General features: G+C 52.1%; 23 protein-coding genes and 1 other annotated feature. Of the genes, 4 read left to right on the forward strand and 19 right to left on the reverse strand.

Features of this window, described 5'->3' with window-relative positions; translation table 11 throughout:
- Positions 1–14: 14 nt before the first annotated feature.
- Both B5F29_RS14290 and B5F29_RS14295 read left to right on the forward strand, forming a co-directional pair.
- Positions 15–1871, forward strand: a complete 1857-nt coding sequence (locus B5F29_RS14290; RefSeq protein ID WP_087155301.1) for an ABC-F family ATP-binding cassette domain-containing protein — start codon at positions 15–17, stop codon at positions 1869–1871.
- A gap of 32 nt (positions 1872–1903) precedes the next feature.
- On the forward strand, positions 1904–2467 hold the full coding sequence (locus B5F29_RS14295; RefSeq protein ID WP_087155302.1) for a manganese efflux pump MntP: 564 nt from the start codon (positions 1904–1906) through the stop codon (positions 2465–2467).
- Here B5F29_RS14295 and B5F29_RS14300 read toward each other — a convergent pair whose 3' ends face one another.
- The 15 genes from B5F29_RS14300 to B5F29_RS14365 form a co-directional block, all read right to left on the reverse strand.
- The gene (locus tag B5F29_RS14300) at positions 2468–2884 is read right to left on the reverse strand and encodes a stage V sporulation protein AB (protein ID WP_087155303.1); all 417 of its coding nucleotides are present in this window, start codon (positions 2882–2884) and stop codon (positions 2468–2470) included. It lies immediately after the preceding gene.
- Complete coding sequence (locus tag B5F29_RS14305; RefSeq protein ID WP_087155304.1) at positions 2874–3500, reverse strand: stage V sporulation protein AA; 627 nt, start codon at positions 3498–3500, stop codon at positions 2874–2876. Before B5F29_RS14305 ends, B5F29_RS14300 begins: the two co-directional genes overlap by 11 nt.
- Positions 3501–3568: 68 nt before the next feature.
- Entirely contained in the window at positions 3569–4309 is a 741-nt protein-coding gene (locus B5F29_RS14310) for a SigB/SigF/SigG family RNA polymerase sigma factor (RefSeq protein ID WP_087155305.1), read from the reverse strand.
- Positions 4310–4317: 8 nt separating this feature from the next.
- Entirely contained in the window at positions 4318–4752 is a 435-nt protein-coding gene (spoIIAB, locus tag B5F29_RS14315) for an anti-sigma F factor (protein WP_087155306.1), read from the reverse strand.
- Positions 4749–5066, reverse strand: coding sequence for an anti-sigma factor antagonist (locus tag B5F29_RS14320; protein ID WP_087155307.1), 318 nt, complete (start codon positions 5064–5066; stop codon positions 4749–4751). The genes spoIIAB and B5F29_RS14320 overlap by 4 nt, the downstream gene beginning before the upstream one ends.
- Positions 5067–5176: 110 nt before the next feature.
- A complete protein-coding gene (locus B5F29_RS14325) occupies positions 5177–6538 on the reverse strand; it encodes a tetratricopeptide repeat protein (RefSeq protein ID WP_087155308.1) in 1362 nt (453 codons plus the stop codon).
- Positions 6539–6551: 13 nt separating this feature from the next.
- Positions 6552–6695: a hypothetical protein gene (locus B5F29_RS16580; protein WP_164488383.1), complete on the reverse strand. Its 144-nt coding sequence runs from the start codon at positions 6693–6695 to the stop codon at positions 6552–6554.
- The gene (locus B5F29_RS14330; protein ID WP_087155309.1) at positions 6688–7989 is read right to left on the reverse strand and encodes a bifunctional folylpolyglutamate synthase/dihydrofolate synthase; all 1302 of its coding nucleotides are present in this window, start codon (positions 7987–7989) and stop codon (positions 6688–6690) included. Before B5F29_RS14330 ends, B5F29_RS16580 begins: the two co-directional genes overlap by 8 nt.
- Before the next feature lies 1 nt (position 7990).
- The gene (locus tag B5F29_RS14335; protein WP_087155310.1) at positions 7991–10636 is read right to left on the reverse strand and encodes a valine--tRNA ligase; all 2646 of its coding nucleotides are present in this window, start codon (positions 10634–10636) and stop codon (positions 7991–7993) included.
- Positions 10637–10655: 19 nt separating this feature from the next.
- Positions 10656–12410, reverse strand: a complete 1755-nt coding sequence (locus B5F29_RS14340) for a CotH kinase family protein (protein ID WP_087155311.1) — start codon at positions 12408–12410, stop codon at positions 10656–10658.
- A gap of 56 nt (positions 12411–12466) precedes the next feature.
- Positions 12467–12682 (reverse strand) — a binding site (T-box leader).
- Positions 12683–12939: 257 nt separating this feature from the next.
- Complete coding sequence (locus B5F29_RS14345; RefSeq protein WP_087155312.1) at positions 12940–14145, reverse strand: MalY/PatB family protein; 1206 nt, start codon at positions 14143–14145, stop codon at positions 12940–12942.
- A 95-nt stretch (positions 14146–14240) separates the two neighbouring features.
- Positions 14241–14684 (reverse strand): hypothetical protein, encoded by a 444-nt coding sequence (locus B5F29_RS17095; protein ID WP_330397627.1) that lies wholly within the window; start codon positions 14682–14684, stop codon positions 14241–14243.
- Complete coding sequence (locus tag B5F29_RS17330) at positions 14591–14839, reverse strand: YfhO family protein (protein ID WP_162608444.1); 249 nt, start codon at positions 14837–14839, stop codon at positions 14591–14593. The genes B5F29_RS17095 and B5F29_RS17330 overlap by 94 nt, the downstream gene beginning before the upstream one ends.
- Positions 14824–15075, reverse strand: coding sequence for a YfhO family protein (locus B5F29_RS14360; protein ID WP_087155315.1), 252 nt, complete (start codon positions 15073–15075; stop codon positions 14824–14826). Before B5F29_RS14360 ends, B5F29_RS17330 begins: the two co-directional genes overlap by 16 nt.
- A gap of 157 nt (positions 15076–15232) precedes the next feature.
- Positions 15233–15541, reverse strand: a complete 309-nt coding sequence (locus B5F29_RS14365) for a hypothetical protein (RefSeq protein WP_087155316.1) — start codon at positions 15539–15541, stop codon at positions 15233–15235.
- Between the two features lie 103 nt (positions 15542–15644).
- On the opposite strand from B5F29_RS14365, the gene B5F29_RS14370 reads away from it, so the two are divergent.
- A complete protein-coding gene (locus B5F29_RS14370; protein ID WP_164488384.1) occupies positions 15645–15923 on the forward strand; it encodes a type II toxin-antitoxin system RelB/DinJ family antitoxin in 279 nt (92 codons plus the stop codon).
- Complete coding sequence (locus B5F29_RS14375) at positions 15920–16201, forward strand: type II toxin-antitoxin system YafQ family toxin (RefSeq protein ID WP_087155318.1); 282 nt, start codon at positions 15920–15922, stop codon at positions 16199–16201. Before B5F29_RS14370 ends, B5F29_RS14375 begins: the two co-directional genes overlap by 4 nt.
- A gap of 172 nt (positions 16202–16373) precedes the next feature.
- Here B5F29_RS14375 and B5F29_RS16995 read toward each other — a convergent pair whose 3' ends face one another.
- From B5F29_RS16995 to B5F29_RS16915, 4 genes are all read right to left on the reverse strand, one after another.
- The gene (locus tag B5F29_RS16995; RefSeq protein ID WP_087155319.1) at positions 16374–16628 is read right to left on the reverse strand and encodes a hypothetical protein; all 255 of its coding nucleotides are present in this window, start codon (positions 16626–16628) and stop codon (positions 16374–16376) included.
- A gap of 551 nt (positions 16629–17179) precedes the next feature.
- The gene (locus B5F29_RS14385; RefSeq protein ID WP_087155320.1) at positions 17180–17680 is read right to left on the reverse strand and encodes a pyridoxamine 5'-phosphate oxidase family protein; all 501 of its coding nucleotides are present in this window, start codon (positions 17678–17680) and stop codon (positions 17180–17182) included.
- Positions 17681–17849: 169 nt separating this feature from the next.
- The gene (locus B5F29_RS14390) at positions 17850–18443 is read right to left on the reverse strand and encodes a hypothetical protein (protein ID WP_242955683.1); all 594 of its coding nucleotides are present in this window, start codon (positions 18441–18443) and stop codon (positions 17850–17852) included.
- Positions 18434–18670, reverse strand: coding sequence for a hypothetical protein (locus B5F29_RS16915; protein ID WP_242955684.1), 237 nt, complete (start codon positions 18668–18670; stop codon positions 18434–18436). The genes B5F29_RS14390 and B5F29_RS16915 overlap by 10 nt, the downstream gene beginning before the upstream one ends.
- Positions 18671–18692: the final 22 nt, after the last annotated feature.

Here is an 18692-nt window from a genome sequence, read left to right on the forward strand (position 1 = left end):
CTTTGGAGGGAATCATGCTTTTACAGATTCAGGACGGCACCTTGAGCGTCGGAGGACAGACGGTCCTCTCGCATTTTCATTTTGAGATCAAAGGGACAGAAAAAATCGCCCTGGTTGGGCGCAATGGATCCGGAAAGACCACCTTCCTGCGTCTTCTCGCGGGAGAACTGCATCTGGACAGGGACGATTCCGTTCAGAGCGGACTTACCACTTCCCGGCGTATCACCACAGGCCTGCTGCATCAGCAGGCTTTTTCTGACCCATCCGTCACAGTGGAACAGGAACTTCTGAAAGCCTGTCCCTGTTCCGATCACTGGGACAGGGAGCGTTTTGCCTGGGAGCAGGAATACGACCGTATCCTTACCGGTTTCGGACTGTCAAAAGAAGACAAGAAGAAACCGGTCTCCATGTTCTCCGGGGGAGAGCAGACGAAACTGGCTCTCATCCGTCTGCTGCTCCAGAAACCGGATCTGCTGCTCCTGGACGAACCCACCAATCATCTGGACGCCGATACCGCAGAGTGGCTGGAACAGTATCTGAGGGATTATGAAAAGGCGGTGGTCGTCGTATCTCATGACCGGTATTTTCTCGACCGCACGGCGGATACCGTCTGGGAACTGCAGGACGGGCGCCTGACCCGCTATACCGGAAACTATACGGCATACCGCCGGCAGAAGCTGAAAAATATCCGGATTCAGGAAAAAGCCTGGCAGAATCAGCAGGAGGAGATTCAACGCCTGGAAAGTCTGGTGGAGCGCTTCAAGCACAAGCCCAAAAAAGCGGCTTTTGCCCGTTCGCGGAAGAAAATCCTGGAACGGATGCCCCGCGTGGAAAAACCGGTCCGGGACGACGCCCATATTTTTACGGGTGAGATCACGCCGGATATACCCGGTGCCAAGTGGGTGCTGGAAGCCGAACATCTGCAGATCGGCTATGACAAAGTCCTGCTGGAACTGTCCCTGCGCATTCGCCGCGGGCAGAAAATCGGAGTCATCGGTCCCAACGGAATCGGCAAATCTACATTTCTGAAAACGGCGGCCGGAATCATTCCTCCCGTCAAAGGAAAATGCAGTCTGGGTCTGCGTGTGCAGACCGGATATTTTGATCAGCAGACGGCGGCTCTTTCCTCCGGGCAGACCGTGGCGGAACATTTTCACAGCCATTTTCCGTCTATGACGGAAAAGGAAGTCCGGGACGCCCTGGGAGCGTTTCTCTTTCCCGGCCGCGACGCGCAGAAAAAAGTTTCTTCCCTGTCCGGCGGTGAAAAATCCCGGCTGGTGCTGGCAGAGCTGTTTCAGAGCCGCCCGAATTTCTTTATTCTGGACGAGCCCACCAACCATATGGATATCCCTGCCCGCGAAACGCTGGAATCCGCGTTCCGGGCCTACACGGGAACGCTGCTGTTCGTCTCCCACGACCGCTATTTTATTCAGCAGGTAGCCGACGCGCTGCTGATCTTTGAAAAGGATTCTGTACAGTATTATCCTTTTGGCTATACGCACTACATGGAGCGCCGCCGGAAAGCCGTCACGGACACTTCTGCCGGAATACAGGCGGAAGAGCAGGCTCTGATCAGCGGCCTTCAGAATGTGCCGAAAGCCGAGCGCCATTTCCGCGAACCGTCTACCGAGCGCATGTATGAGGACTGGCGCCTCCGTCTCGCCGCCGAACCTTTGGAGCAGTTCCGCGCGAAGCTGGAAACGTTCTGCGAACAATGGGACTGGCAGCTCTTCTGGGAGGATCCCTCCTATTCGGATAAGCGCAGGGAAGAGGAGGATCTGCTGCTTTCCCGATATACAGATGCCTGTCTGGACTGGTATGAAACCTGGATGGAATTTCATCCGGAAGAAAGCCGAAAACCGCAGGAATGAATGAAATCACATAAGAAAGAAGGACAACTGTCATGAGTTTTATCGAACTTTTTATCCTCGCCGTAGGATTATCTATGGACGCTTTTGCCGTATCTGTCTGCAAGGGACTGGCTGTGCAGCGGGTCACTTTGCGGGAATGTTCTCTGGCCGGTGTCTGGTTCGGCGGTTTCCAGGCGCTGATGCCCACCATCGGATATTTCCTGGGAAGATACTTCACCCGTTATATTGAGTCTCTGGATCACTGGGTCGCTTTTATCCTGCTGGCTGTGATCGGGGGGAACATGATCCGGGAGTCCTTCGGCGACGAAGAGGAATGTTCCAGCGGCTCCATGGCTCCCCGGGAAATGTTCCTGCTGGCTGTGGCCACCAGCATTGACGCTCTGGCCGTAGGCATTACTTTTGCCTTTTTAAACGTCAACATTCTGGCAGCCGCCTCTTTTATCGGAATCACTACTTTTGTCTGTTCCGCAGCCGGCGTGCGGATCGGCAACGTGTTCGGAACCATTTACAAGTCCAAAGCCGAATTCTGCGGCGGCGTAATCCTGGTTCTGATCGGTCTCAAAATCCTGCTGGAACACATGGGCGTTTTCGGCTGATCAGAATCCGCATCCATAATAGATCAGCCCGCCGAACATCCTGCCGAGAGCCATGGACAGGATCAGCCACGGCATCCCCGTTTTCAGCCCGATCCTTCTGCTGAAGATGGGGATCACATCCACGATCTCCGTGAGCGCCATGGACCACGCGCCGGTATAGATACCTGCAAACAGGCCGCAGAAGATCAGCCCCGCAGTCCCGGCAGGGATGGGAAACTGATAGATACTGAGCAGATTGCCCAGCACTCCGCCCAGTGTCGTGGCATCCTCGTAATACCAGATGTATTTTGCCGTATGCGTCTTTCCTGCCATACGGGAAATAATGCCAAGAGCGATCAGCAGCGCAAACAGGCCGCCTGCCACCGCCATCCCGCAGCAGAATCCTGTCAGTCCCAGAAAAGCCTGTCTAATCCACATCAATGTGCGTCTCCTTGCGATTGCAGCCTTCAATCAGCGTTGAATTTACATCATCCTCATAAAGCCGCATCTGCACTTCAATGGGGGTGGGATCTTTTGTGATGCGCTTTCCTCCGAAATGATTATAGAAAACCAGAATTCCCACGGCGATCCCTATGGAATACATAATCTCCAGAATTGTGAAACCGTCCGACTCTTTTCCCATAATCAGCAGGTACACCTGCGCGAAGACTTTCGGTATCCCCACGTCGTTGTTGAACGTCATAATGGAAAATGCGGAGCCGATAAAAAGCGTCACGCATACCAGCATCACCTTGAGCATGCTCCAGCGGTTCCGATTGTACATCGGAGATTCATATTCTATGATGAAGTCTGCCTCTCCTACGTTCTGCACTTCCAATCCCGGATAGATCTCATGAATACGGCGTACCACTTCCAGCACAGAATATACATACCGGCTGCTCTTTTCATCGCGGATCTTCAGAAGCTTCATGGTCTTCAGACGGTTTTTTACCGTTTCGTCGGCGCATTCCATCTTTGCCACATCCCCCAGCGTCACATCCGCGTGGTCCACTTCCACGTTCTGATCGATCTTCAAATACAGCATTCCGTTCATCGCGCACCTCCGTTATATGGAGTCAGTATCTGCACTTTCTGTATTTTTATACCGTCCGCTGCCCAGTTCTATCCGGTAAGCTTCTCTCTCATCCTGGCCAGGATCTTTTTCTCCATCCGGCTTACCTGCACCTGGGAAACTCCCAGAACTCCCGCCACCTCTGTCTGCGTCTTGTCCTGCATATACCTCATCATAATCAGTCTGCGTTCCGAATCCTCCAGTTCCGACAAAAGCTGTTCCAGCACCACCCGGTTCAGCAGCTGCTCTTTTTCCATGTCTTCTCCGCCGCCCATATGCCCCTGACTTTCCACCCGGTCCAGAAGGCAGGTCTCGCTGCCGTCGCTCTGGTGGATCGGACGGTAAAGAGAGTCCACCTCCACTCCGGCTTCCAGAGACATGGCGATCTCCTCCCGGTCCAGACCGGTCAGTTCCGACAGTTCCTCCATATTGGGATCCCTTCCTTTTTTCTGACGGAACTGTTCTGTCTCCCTGCGGATCTTCCACCAGTTTTCCTTCAGAGTCCTGCTCACTTTCACGATCCCGTCGTCCCTCAGAAAACGTTTAATCTCTCCGGCGATCATAGGCACCGCATAGGTGGAAAATTTCACCTCATAAGACGTATCAAATTTGTCGATGGCTTTAATCAGTCCCATCGCGCCGATCTGAAACAGATCTTCGCTGTCCGTCCCCCGTCCGGCAAACCGCCGTACAATGCTCCAGACCAGCCCCATATTCTCTTTCACCAGTTTTTCTCTTGCCTGTTTATCCCCATGGTGTGACCGCTCAATCAATCCCATCGTGTCTTCCATAAAGATATTCAGCCCTCCTGTCCTGATGCTCCGATCCTTTTCTTCATATAGACAGTGGTGCCGATTCCCGGCGCGGATTCCACATGAACCTGATCCATAAACGCTTCCATAAACATGAATCCCATTCCGGATCTTTCCAGCTCCGGCCGGCTGGTATAAAGAGGCTCCATCGCCTGCTTCACGTCTTCAATCCCCACGCCCTCGTCGGATATCCACAATTCCACGGTTTTATCCCGCAATACGGCTCTCAAGACAATCGTATGTACGCCGTCCGGATATCCGTGTATGATCGCGTTGGTTACGGCTTCTGAAACCGCCGTTTTGATATCCGCCACCTCTTCCAGCGTCGGGTTAAGCTGGGTCACAAAAGCCGCCACCGCGACTCTTGCGAACCCTTCGTTCTGCGAAATGCTGTCAAATGCCAGCGTCATCTCATTTTTCATAAAGCCTCCTCCTTTTTCAGCGGGATCTGCTGCTGTATCCCGGACAGTACCAATATTCTGCGTATCTGCGTGCTCATATGACTGACCGTCATAGAACCGTCCAGAGCCTGCATGATTTTGCAGCGGCCCAGAATCAATCCCACTCCGGCGCTGTCCATAAACGCCGTTTCTGAAAAATCAAATTCCAGTTCCGACACCGGTTCTTTTTCCAGTGTCCGGTCAATCTCTTTCCTCAGTTCTTCCGTACAATGATGGTCCAGCTCCGCCGGGAGATGGACAATGAGGCGGACGCCCCGCTGTTCCAACAGTTCCATATATTGTCTCCTTTCCACCGGGTTCCCCGGCTGTATGCACCAAAAAAGGACGCTGCAGCGCTCTGCAACGTCCCTTATCCTTCAGGGTTCCTCTTCTGTTCTTATATGATTTACAGTCCTGCCAGCAGACCGGCGGCATCTGTCGCCCATCTGGTGCCCGGCTGTTCGTCAATCACTCTCTGATAATATATTCTGGCGTTTTCCGTATCTCCGGACCGGTGGTAAGCCCTGGCCAGGAAATACAGTGCGTTCGCTCTGGTATTGTCCAGCTCGTAGCATCTGCTCAGATCATTAATGGCAGTCTCATAGTCTCCCGACTCATACGCGGCGTATCCCGTGGCATACAGATCGTCCACCGCCTGCGTGCCTACGTCCGCGAAGATCGTGTCATACAGAGTCCCCGCATTGTCGCCCAGACTCTCCCGGTCGATCTGCTGCAGCGCTTCCAGCGCTCCCGCCGCATCGTCCTGCGTATAAAGCGCATAGGCGTTCAGCAGAGACTCATAGTCCGAAAGCTGCTCAGCCGCCTGGCTGGACGCCTCCTCCGCCTCCTGGGTCCTGGATTCCAGGCTGCTCATCTCACTCTGAAGAGTCTCCAGAGCCGCAGTCCGGGAGTCCAGCTGTTCGCTGTAATCCGCGACCGCCTGGTTCAGTTCCTCATTGGTCCTCTGCTGCTGGGCTGGCATGACCAGAAACCACATAACTGCCGCTCCGATAGCCAGACCTATGATCACATTGATCACCGACAACAGGCCGGAATTATCCTTTACTCCCACCGGCTGGATGATTGTCTCATTGCCGCTGGTGTAGGCAATCACTTCTTTGTTCTGCTTTTCCTCCTCCTGCGGCGCGTGCTTTCCTGTCGCTTCGTCCAGTTCCTGCATATACCGCAGCGCGCAGGTATTGGTCCTGTCGATGGCAAGCACTCTTTTCAGTTCAGCCCTCGCCCTGCCGTAATTTTCATTTTTCATGTAAAGCAATGCCAGCAGCTGGTGCGCTTTGATCAGATTCATATTCATGGACAGAACCTTCTTCAGCTGGATCACCGCCAGGTCAAAGCTGCCCTGTTCACAGTACAGCAGAGACTGATTGTATTTCCGGATCGTCGTGTTGATGGTTTCCAGACGTGCCGGATTATTCTGAATCTCTTCAATGTAATAATCTGCCAGATTCTTCTCTCCCTGGAAACTTCTGCTGATAATCCACTGGGTCAGCGCTTCGACTACTTCTCCCAGTTCAAAATAAACCAGTCCCAGCAGGTTTCTGGCGTCTGTATTCTTCTTGTTGATCTTCAGACTCTGTCTGAGAACGCCTGCCGCCCCCGACAGGTCACGTACTTTTGCCTTTTCCAGGCCTTTATTATAGTAAGCATTGGAAAGCTGGATCATCTTTCGATACAGCTTGACATCCGCCCCGCACTGACTGCAGTAGTCCGTGTTCTTCAGGGTGGCGCCGCAGTTAAAACATTTCATATTTTCACCTTTTCTACTGATGCTCTCTAATCTCCTTCAGCATCTCATCCAACAGATCTGTCACGTCCGTAAGATTATTATTATAGACATTGTCTTCTACCTGATCGATCTCCAGACTTGGCCGGAATTTTTTTAATTCTTCTTCAAAATCAAGCATATTTTTCACTCCTTAAAAGGTTCTTCAGACTGCCTGCGAGATACAGGGAACCCACACAGAACAGGATTCCTTTCCCTTTCTGTCTCTGTGCCCGGCCAAACGCCTCCGCTACGGAAGGAACCGCCTCTACCGGACAATCTGTATATTTCTCAAAAAGCTCTTTCAGTTCTTCTGCCGGAACCTTCCGGTCCGACTCGATCTCGGTTACTGTCACTCGATCCAGATCCAGACTTTCACAGATGGTCCGGATCATTCCTTCATAATCTTTTTCTCTCGCACAGGAAAACAGGATACTGACTCCTGAGTCTTTTTCAAATTTCTTCGCCGTGCGGACAAACTCTTCCACACCCGCGTCATTGTGCGCGCCGTCCAGGATCACGCCCGGCAGAATCGTCTCCATACGTCCCTGCCAGCGCATATTCGCCATCCCTTCATGGATCTGTGCTTCCGTCAGCCCGATATCCAGCACATGGGCCGCTGTCACCGCTTCCATGGCGTTCATGATCTGATACTCCGCCACACTGGAAATGGAGATGTTCACAGGATCATAATACCCAGTCTCTATTGAAAAATCAATCGTTTTCTGGGTGTTCATCAAAATTTTATACATATCCGGGCGGATCGCATAGGCTCTGGCATGCATTTGCGCGGCTTTTGCCAGAATCACATCCTCCACGTCCCTGCGGGTTCCGTCGTAGACCACCGGACAGCCTTCCTTGATGATCCCTGCTTTTTCTCCGGCAATCAGCGCGTGCGTGTCTCCCAGATACTCCGTATGGTCCAGGCTGATCGACGTGATCACGCTCACCAGCGGTTTTTCAATCACATTCGTAGCGTCGAACCGTCCTCCCAGGCCGGTTTCCAGCACCGCGTATTCCATCCCGTATTTGTCGAACAAATACATCCCCATCAGGAACAAAAGTTCAAAAAAGGTAGGATGGGAAAAAGTATCCGGACGCTCCTCAAGGAGCGCATGCACCGCCTCCATCACGGCCTCGAATCCTTCCAGGAACAACTCGTCCGAAATCATTTCCTGGTCCATCTGAAACCGTTCGTTGATCACCGCCAGATGCGGGGAGGTAAAAAGTCCGGTCTTCTTGCCCGCCGCTTTCAGGATCGAGGCCAGGTACGCGCAAACGCTGCCTTTCCCATTGGTTCCCGCCACATGGATCAGCTTCATGCGGCGGTCGGGGCGGCCCAGCCGCTCCAGCACCGCCCTTGTATTATCCAGCGTATTCTTTTTCGTAAACTTTGGCACATCCAGAATGTATGCCACCGCTTCTTCGTAATTCATGTTATGCCCCCAGCTGTGCCAGACGCTCTTTGACCTGGTCCATCATCTGCGTATATTTCTCCAGTTTTTTCCGTTCTTCCTGGATCTTCGCCTCCGGCGCGCGGCTCACGAATTTTTCGTTGCCCAGCATGCCGTTGACTCTCGCCAGTTCTTTTGTCAGGCGTTCCTCTTCCTTCTTCAGACGCTCAATTTCTTTTTCCACGTCCACCAGTTCTGCCAGCGGCATATAGATGGCCGCAGCCGCCGTCAGCGCAGATACCGCATCGTCTGCGATACCGGTCTTGTCGGCCTGGATGACCACTTCGCCCGCATGGCCCAGGGTAGCGAAGAACACTTTCCCATTCTCAAAGATTTCCCGCACTCCCGTGTCTGCAGCCACCACATATACGGTCGCTTTTTTGCTGTTCGGCACATTCATGCTGCTGCGGACATTCCGGATCGCGCGCACAGCCTCTTTGATCGTCTCAACGGCGTGTTCCTCTTTCTCAAAATTCCAGTCTTCCCGGTATTCCGGCCAGGAGGAAATCATGATGGATTCTTCCCCGGACAGATTGCAGAAGATTTCCTCAGAAATGAACGGCATGAACGGGTGCAGCATCTTCAGCGCACGAATCAGCACCGTTTTCAGCGTGATAAGCGCCGCCCCTCTGGTCTCGTCCTCTTTGTTGTAGAGACGCGGTTTCACCATCTCAATGTACCAGTCGCAGAACTCTTCCCAGATGAAGTCATATACCTTCTGAACCGCGATGCCAAGTTCAAAGTTATCCATATTTGCAGTCACTTCTTTCGCCAGGCTGTTCACCTTGGACAGAATCCAGCGGTCTGCGTCTGTAAGTTTTGCCGGGTCCAGCTCCGCCATATCCAGGTCTGCATCTTCCGGCAGGTTCATCATAATGAAACGGGACGCATTCCATACTTTGTTGGCAAAATTGCGGCTGGCCTCCACACGTTCCATGTAGAACCGCATATCGTTGCCCGGCGCATTTCCGGTCACCAGCGTCAGACGGAGCGCGTCCGCGCCATACTGGTCGATGATCTCCAGCGGATCGATGCCGTTGCCCAGAGACTTGCTCATCTTGCGTCCCTGAGAATCCCTCACCAGTCCATGAATCAGCACATGGTGGAACGGGCACTTTCCAGTCTGCTCATATCCGGAGAATACCATACGGATGACCCAGAAGAAAATGATATCGTATCCGGTTACCAGCACATCGGTCGGATAAAAATAGTCCAGATCCTCCGTCTGCTTCGGCCAGCCCAATGTAGAGAACGGCCACAGCGCGGAAGAAAACCAGGTATCCAGCGTATCCGGGTCCTGAGTCAGGTGTGTGCATCCGCATTTCGGGCACACTGCCGGGGCGCTCTTCGCCACCACAATCTCTCCGCAGTCGTCGCAATACCAGGCCGGGATCCGGTGTCCCCACCAGAGCTGCCGGGAAATGCACCAGTCGCGGATATTCTCCAGCCAATGCAGGTAAATCTTGTCAAAACGCTCCGGCACAAAGGTCAGGTCGCCGTTTTTAATCGCTTCAATCGCCGGTTTTGCCATTTCTTCCATCTTTACAAACCACTGCTGCTTGATCAGCGGTTCCACGGTCGTATGGCAGCGGTCGTGGGTTCCCACGTTGTGCACGTGTTCTTCCACCCTTACCAGCAGGCCCTGTTCTTCCAGATCCGCCACAATCGCCCTGCGCGCCTCATAACGGTCCATGCCGTCGTATTTGCTGCCCGGGCAGTTGATCGTGGCGTCATCGTTCATAATATTGATCTCCGGCAGGTTGTGTCTGCGGCCCACCTCGAAGTCGTTCGGATCGTGTGCCGGGGTAATTTTCACACATCCTGTTCCGAACTCCCGGTCCACATAAGGATCCGCGATTACCGGGATCTCCCTGTCGGTCAGCGGCAGTTTCAGCGTTTTTCCGATCAGATGCTGATAACGTTCATCCTCCGGGTTGACCGCCACCGCAGTATCTCCCAGCATGGTTTCCGGACGGGTCGTGGCAATCTCCACGTATCCGCTTCCGTCCGCGATCGGGTAATTGATGTGCCAGAAATGTCCCGCCTGCTCCTCATGCTCCACTTCCGCGTCGGAGATGGAAGTCCGGCACACCGGACACCAGTTGATGATCCTGGAACCTTTGTAAATATATCCTTTCTCGTACAGGCGCACAAACACTTCCAGGACCGCTTCTGAGCAGCCCTCGTCCATGGTGAAGCGCTCCCTGTCCCAGTCGCAGGAAGAACCGATCTTCTTTAACTGGTCCACAATGGTACGTCCGTACTCCTCGCGCCACTCCCAGGTTCGTTTCAGAAAGCCTTCACGGCCCAGTTCGTTTTTATCAATGCCTTCTTCTTTCAGTTTGTTGATTACCTTCACTTCCGTGGAAATGCTGGCGTGATCCGTGCCCGGAATCCAGAGCGCATTGTAGCCCTGCATTCTTTTGTAGCGGATCAGAATATCCTGCAGTGTATTGTCCAGCGCATGTCCCATGTGCAGCTTCCCGGTAATATTGGGCGGCGGCATCACGATCGTGAACGGTTTTTTGCTCCGGTCCACTTCTGCATGAAAATATTTTCTGCCCATCCATTTTGCATAGGTACGGTCTTCGATCGCTTTCGGATCATAGGTTTTTGCCAGTTCTTTCATAACGCACTCTCCTTCGTCATCATTCTGTTATCAGTTGTATTTCCAAAGTGTCTTCTGTATAGCTTCCATCCAGCAGAAGCTGTTCTTCATAAATTTCTTCCCCGTTGACCAGCCAGCACCGGAAGCTCTGTTCTTCTCCCAGTTCCGCCACCAAAGTCAGCGGATAGTTGTGGTAATAGGTTCCGCTGTAGCTCTCTCCTTCCGACAGCCGGATCTGGCTGAACGCGATCCCGGATCCTTCCGGAGCCGTGACGGTCAGGGTATAAGGATCTTCCGTTCCCAGATAGGTTTCCATCCCTGCACGGATCTTGTCGCAGCTCACGGCCGCCGCCTGAATCATTTCCTCCACTGCCGCCTGCTGCCGTTCCAGTTCCTCATCCGTATAATACATCTGCATGGAACGCTCCACTTTCTGGTCCTCCTCCCGGATCACCTGAATCACATGATCCGCGTCATAGACCGTGCCGGTCAGGTCGCACACCATATTTACGAACTGCGTCCGGTACTTGTCCGACTGCATCAGAAGCCAGAGCGTATCTGTCGCATCTGCGATCGGTTCCCCCATCAAATATGCGAACGCATTCTGGATTTCCCGGTCGCTGGTATCCTGGTAAACCGCGTCCAGGTCGTACAGGAAAAAGCGGACCTTTCCATCCCCGTAAGCGCTGGAACTGTTCTCCGCGCACTTCCATGACAGGAAGTTATGCGACGGCCAGTCTATATTGTCCATGATGACGCTGACCGCATAATACTGCAGCATATTTTCCATATCCACCGCGGACTCCAGAGATTCCTGGCGGTCCGGGGCGTTCAGATCCTGATGGAGCTGATTATAGTATCCGCCAAAACGGGAACTGTTTACTTCGTTGGGCTCATATTTTTCAATGTCGTCTTTCTGCGCTCCAATGGCGGACGCCACATTATATGCCGTATATTTTTCCTGAAGCTGGATAATCCCGTAGTATTCTCCATTCAGAAACAAAATCCCCGGACGGGCGCCGGCACAGATCATGCCGCTCTCTTTTGCAAGACGGCTTACCACGTTCCATTTTATCATGGTTCCTTCGTGGTCTGACCCGCCGTTTCTCAGCACCAGCCGGTTGTAGGACTGTCCGGTCGTATTTCCCGCCATGTCCGCTTCAAAAAAATCGTACTCGAACGTCGGATGATCGGGGTCGTATTCCGAGGAACTGATCAATTTGATGCTCTTCTGATCGAATCCTCTGGATCCGTGTCCGGAAACGGCGATACCGGTTCCCTGCTTCAGCATCAGGCTGCCGTCCGATTCATAAAACTCAATATATGCCGGCCGGTCCCATTCGCCGTTCTCACTTTTTTCACTGTAATTTGTAAAAATTCCGGTCTCCTCATCATACAGATCCTCTTCATCCGCCGTCAGGGATACTACCATCACATCAAACAGATCTGACACGCCCTCGCCCACAAAATAAGTCTGCGTGTAGACCTGCCCCAGTTCTCCTCCCTGCAGGGCCGCCGCTTTCACCACCGTCACACGGTCCGGAAGGCCTGCTTCGATATGAATCGGCCCTGTATAGACCTCTGATTCCAGCGTCGGATTATTTCCATCCAGTGTGTAATAAATCTTTCCTCCGAACAGGCCGCTGTCCAGCCGCAGATCAAAAGCCTCTTCCTGAAAAGCCTCCGTCTCCGAGAAATGGACTCCCGGCTCACGCACCACATAACGCAGCAGCGCTGTGGAAATGCCTGCCAGTATCAGGATCACCATCGCCGCAAATATATATTTTCTGTTCAAATGCCACCTCTCTGAAATTTTCTGCCGTACAAAAATGCCCTTTGCACATCGTTTGTGCAAAGGGCGAATATCTCGCGGTACCACCTTTGTTCACATGGGAAGTCCCATGCCTCATTCTCCTTAACGCGGATCCGACGAAAGCGCTTACTCTTCTTTCTGCGCTTCAGCTCCGAAGCCACCTTCCGCCTGTCTGTACCGAAACCGCCTTTCAGCCAATGGACGGTCCTCTCTGACGGCCATACCTGCGTACTCCTCTTCCTCACAGCCTTTGCCATGTTTTTCAGTTTAGTGGCTGAAAACGGCTTTGTCAAGGGGGATGAAAAGAATTAAGGAAATTTTAATTCTGTACTTCCCGATAGCTCTTTACAGATATTTCCCTTTTATATATACTGAAATTAATATTGGTCTTACAGGAGAATCCCCATCCAGAAACTGGGGATCCCATTTATAGCAGTCAAACATTAACGTAAGACGGTATTCTTCATATAAATCCTTGCGGACAGGTATCAGCTTCATAAATCCTATTCCTTTAAAACACGTATTGATCCAGCCGGGCAAACGCCTCCTGCACCAGAGAAAACGGGAGCGCCAGATTCATGCGGATGTGGCAGGGTCCGCCGAACATGGCGCCGTCCTGCCATGCCACGCCCACATCCCAGCCGGATTTCAAAAGATCCTGAATCGTCTTTCCATGTCCGGAACACCACCCGCTGCAGTCCAGGAAAAGCATATATGTGCCCTGAGGCCTGGATACCTGTATGCCTTCATAATGGTTCCGGATATGTTCACAGGCATATTCCACATTCCGGGTGAGCATCTGCCTCAGCTCGTCTACCCATTCATATCCTTCCGGTTTATATGCGCCGATCAGAGCGTGCATGCTCATCACATTCATCTCATTGTAATGGCTCAGGGAAGATTCCTTCTCTATCCGGTCTCTCAGCCACGTATTGTAGATGATATGATAGCTGCCCACCAGGCCTGCCAGATTAAATGTTTTGGACGGTGAGTAAAACGCCGCCGTGCGCTGTCTGGCGTCCTCGCTGACCATCTGGGTTGGAATATGCTCATATCCTTCCAGCGTCAGATCCGACCAGATCTCGTCGGAGATCACATAGACGTCGTATTTTCTGCACAGTTCCATAAAACGTTCCAGTTCCCGGCGCTCCCACACGCGCCCGCAGGGATTATGAGGAGAGCAGAGAATGGCGGCATGGATGCGGTTCTTTATGATTTTTTCCTCCATATCGGCAAAATCCATACGCCAGATATTTTCCTCATCCAGCCTCAGCGGACTGTGAACCGCATGATACCCGTTATTTTCCAGGCTCATGGAAAATCCCACATAGGTCGGAGAATGGACCAGCACCTGGTCTCCTTTGGAACACAGCACATTCAGCGCGCTGAGCACGCCACCGAGCACGCCATTCTCATATCCGATGTGCTCTGCTTTCAGTCCGCTCACTCCGTTGCGCTTTTCCTGCCACCGGATGATGGAGTCAAAATATTCCTCCGTGGGGCTGAAGTAGCCGTACGCCGGGTGCGCAGCCCTCTTTGCCAGCGCTTCCGGGATGGTCGGCACGGTGGGAAAATTCATATCCGCCACCCACATGGGAATGATGGAAAAACCGTCCTTCGGCGCCTCCGGGGCAAATCCAGGGTTCTGGCCCAGACCGTCCACCGCTATGGAATCCTTGCCGCGGCGGTCCATAATAGATGTGAAATCGTATTTCATAAAAATAATACCTCCAGACTGCCTTTTATGCTGCTCTGTGTTTTATGAAATAACGATAGCGTATTCCGGCACTATTTTCAAGGACTTTATCGCCGTCAAAAATCACTCCCGGCTTCCTCCGGCTGTTCCTCCTCCGAATTTTCTTTCAATATATAAACCGGGCGCTTTTTTACCTCCATATAAGTACGCGCCAGGTACTGGCCCAGGATTCCCACGCACAGAAGCTGTACGCCGTCGTTCAGCCGGATTTCAAATACCGTTTCCGCCGGCCCGGACTGCGTGACCGCGGAGGCTGCCTGCTCTGTCCGGAAAAGCTCTCCCGCTCCCATCTGTCGGAGCAGACTGTTCTGGATTTCCAGAGGATTCCGGGTCCGGATCCCTATAGCGGCACAAAACAGTATACACAGGACCGCTCCCGCCGCAAGTTCACTCTTCGCAATATCCTTCACCTGTCCCCATCCATGGGAATAAGGACCACGGCTGAGATGCCTCCGCTTAAAACGGAAGCCCCGGCAAACCTGACGCAGGATTTCCACCATCCGTCTCTTCGTTTCTCCGTCCCAAAGTATACAGCCGGATAGTAAAGCGCGGCAAATACACACAGCATGAATCCCATATAATAATTGGACAATATGCAGTATCCCAAAACTGCCGTATAAACTCGCCATCGTCCGGCTATCACCAGCTGTTCCACGGCCCATGCCAGAACAGGCTGTAAAAATTATATCCCATCGCATGCCCTGAAAAAGTCCAGGAAATTCCCTGACTGATCTGATGCTGAAGTTCTTTATAAAATCCCAGATACTGGTGAACGCCGTCAATAATCAGCGCCGATCTGGAGCCAAAAGGATACACTTTTATTAGGGCAAACCCGATGCAGCATACCAGAACGGGGAATAAAAAAGCTGTAATCAGACTGTATTTACGCATTGGTTTCTTCTTCGTACTATTCTTTTGTTGACTGCACATATCATTCCTCTTCCTCATTTTAAGGAGGATTCTTATATAGCCGGCCTCCCTGAATCCTTTCCAGATCAAAGCGTAACATGAGAGGCTAAAAAATCTGATATGAATTATTAAACAAATCCTAAACTATTGCCTTTGTAAGCACAGTGTTCAGCATCTCCGCCGCTCTCCATGTTCCCTTTCGGCAGTTTGCCATCCTACGCACCTGCCACTCCGGCAGATGGAGTGCCCGAAATATTTTATATCTCGTCCGCACTCTCTTCCATTCTTCATGCTGGCACTTCCCACACCAGCCGCAGTTGCCGCAGCCCTGGCAGGCATGGGCCTCCGGCTCCGGGCCGGTGGGCGCGTCTTCCGGTTCCGGCTGCAAGAGGGCAATGGGCAAGTCGATATTCAGGTGGACGGTCACAAGATAGTGAACGGTAGTCATAGGCAGTTCCTCCTTAATTTTTTGTAAATTTAATGGCTATTGAGTTGATTTTGCGTTGCAAATGGCATATACTATAAGTGCAATAAACTTGAAAGGGGCTGATATGATGGCTAACACGACTAATTTCAGCGTCCGTATGGACAGCGACATCAAAAAGCAGTGTGAAACGCTTTACAATGAATTAGGCATAAACCTTACCACAGCAATCAATGTCTTTCTGCGTCAGTCGCTCCGCGCCGGTGGCTTTCCTTTTGAAGTCAGGCTGGAACAGCCCAACAAGGAAACCATTGCCGCCATGTTGGAGGCAGAACGGATTGCGCGTGATCCCAGCGTGAAGCACTACTCCGATGTGGAAGAAGCCCTCCGGGAGCTGAAAAAATGAAGCGCGACATTGTTTGGACGACAAAGTTCAAAAAGGACTACAAACTGGCAATGAAGCGCCACATGGACATCGGCCTGCTGGATGATATTATCCGGGCTTTGTCACGAGGCGAAAAACTGCCAGAAAAAAACAAAGACCACGAACTTACCGGCGATTGGGTGGGGCATCGGGAATGCCACATTCAGCCGGACTGGCTGCTCATCTACCGCATTGAGGACGATGTGCTGGTGTTGACGCTGGCCCGCACCGGAACGCACAGCGACCTGTTCAATAAATGAGAGTGCTGCCGCCGTATGGGGAAACCTGTACGGCGGTTTTTCTGTGTGCAAAGGGGTGTCGTGAAACGCGATGCCCCGGTTTTGTGTTACCGTTCCGGCCCCCGGTCATGGGACTTGTCCTGTCCCTGGCGGGCCAATTGGTCGGCGGCCTTGCGGAGCCGTTCAACGGCTTTCAGTTCCTCCCGCATGGCTTCAGCAACTTGTTGTCGGCGGCGATCTGGCGGTTGACTTCTCCCTTGTCGGTGCGGATGCCGTGCTTCTCCATCTGGCTGGCCGCTGGCCCCAGGTGGACAGAGGGGATTTTATCAATCAGGCGCTTATCGTGGGGGAACATCTGTCGGACCACCACTTCTTCCTGGGGTGGCTGCTGGGCAGGCGGGGCGGTTTTCTTTCGTCCCCTGGCAGGTGACGCGGGCTTGTCGCTCAATGCTTCTCACCTCCATTGAGACACAAAAAGGAGGCCCAGCCCGGAACCTCCTTCGCATCTGATTTTGGGCATAGAAAAACGGACATCCGCAGAAATACTAATGTCCGTCAGTCCATCGGCTCACAAGAGCCGCTATATTCAGTTGTCCGGCTTCGCACAGGGGAGGCTCGAGCGGAACCTGGCACACATCACGACAGTTCTCTTTGCCACTTCATTCTCTTGTCGTTCCCTGTGTTTTGCCCTTAATTTTTCCCTCACGAGCGTCCGTGAGACCATAAAAATGCGGTAATGTTCGATAACAGCCTATAACGCCTTCGCATGGATAAATTGGCGTATTTTCAAGGGTTTCCGGGGTTTTAATAACACCCGACAACACCTCTCGGAAGGTGGTGAAATCTCAAGGGGCTAATATATTTTTCAGAATCTGATTTTCCAGCTGAAGGTCATTAATCTGTTTCTGTAATAAACTGATATTTTCAACAGGATTTCTCATTATGACTCCTCGTGCATTTTGTTTCTTAACTTTCTTCGACCGGAACGCTCTTACGTTATCAAAACTCAAAGTGCTGTCTGGAATCATATCCGTCTCGTTTAAAATCAGAGTTCAGAAAGTCTGCGCTGACCGGCTGAATTTTGAGCAGGTTCATTGGAGGATTCAATTTCTGAAGTGCTGCAAGCGGGATTTTCTTTGCCGCCGCATGAGCATTGTACTCATCTGAAAACGACTCCACGACACTTGCGCATCCCATCACCTGAAGCCCTTTCAAACTGCCAAAGCCAGTGTACTTATCGAAAATCGCAATGCAGACATTCGGATTCTTCTCCAGTCCGATGAACTTTTCACCGCCTTCCGAGAACATCCAGAAGCAGCCGTCATGGTAAGAATACTCAATTGGCGTATTACGGATGAAATCATCCGTGCCAGTAGCCAATGCACAAGTATTATTGGCGCTGATATATTCCTCTATTTTTTCCTTCAGGGTTTCCGCATCCATTTTGACCAATGCGGCAGCTTTTTCTTTCCAATAGTTCTGCGCTTTCTTGTAATCCATCGTTCAACACCTCGCAATTCCACTCTTGCTTTTCAGTATATCCTATTTTTTGCAGAAAGTAAAAGCGAGATCTGCTCCGATAGTCTGCCGCGGTGGAAAAGGGAGCCATTGCGCCATAGATGATTTCTCATCTATTTTGCAACAGCCCCTCCAAAAAAGATATTCGTTTTTACCGTGCCTTCTCCTGTTTCAGACGGCGGGTGGGGATTGCCAGGAGCCCACGCACCCGGCCTTCCAAATGCTTCTCAATGGCCTGCAAATGTTCTTCCGGCAGGCCCAGGCTTTCGTGGCGCTTGAAACGGAACCCGATCATGCGACGAAGCTGTTCTTTCTGCTTTGGCCCCATGACCTCCGCACACACTTCCTCATAGGAGATGTTGTAGGGATTAGAACGGGTTTTTGCATACTCGTCCAGGTTCGCATAATCTTCCTTACCGGCATAGCAGAACAGGGACAGTCCATTATCAAAAATGGGAGCGGGCGCAATGATGCTGCCGCTGTGGTTATCCCGCAGGACGCCGAAATTTCCAAAGTGGCGGTCCTCGTTGTAGATCAGGGCGTCAAACACCAGTATACTGCGGATTTGCTCGGAAAACTCCGGCCCCAGCTTGTCATAGTAGGCAAGGCAGACGGCAATGCCCCCGGTTCGGACAATGCGCCCGATGGGGATATAGGCCGTATCTATGTTGGTAAACAGAGCACACTTAGAGGCGGTAATGCCTTTCCAGTTCTCCAGGTCATAATGCACGGCGTTCAGACGCATGGTTTCCGCAATCTGCGAAGCATAATACTCGCAGTACGGCTCCCGCCTGCGCCGGTATAGGCCACCAGCGCCAGTATCTCGGAAAAGCGATTTTCGTAAAGATTATATTGGGAGAATTTCCCCTCAAATCCTTCCGGCACCACCCAATAGCTATCGTTCAGCGACAGCCCCTTGCACACGTCAATGATTCCCTTGGTGTCGTTATGGCTGAGGCCAAGGGTTTTCAAAATCTCGTCCACAAAGGCGCGG

Source organism: Lachnoclostridium sp. An196 (assembly GCF_002160135.1).
GTDB classification, from domain to species: Bacteria; Bacillota; Clostridia; order Lachnospirales; family Lachnospiraceae; genus Hominiventricola; species Hominiventricola avistercoris.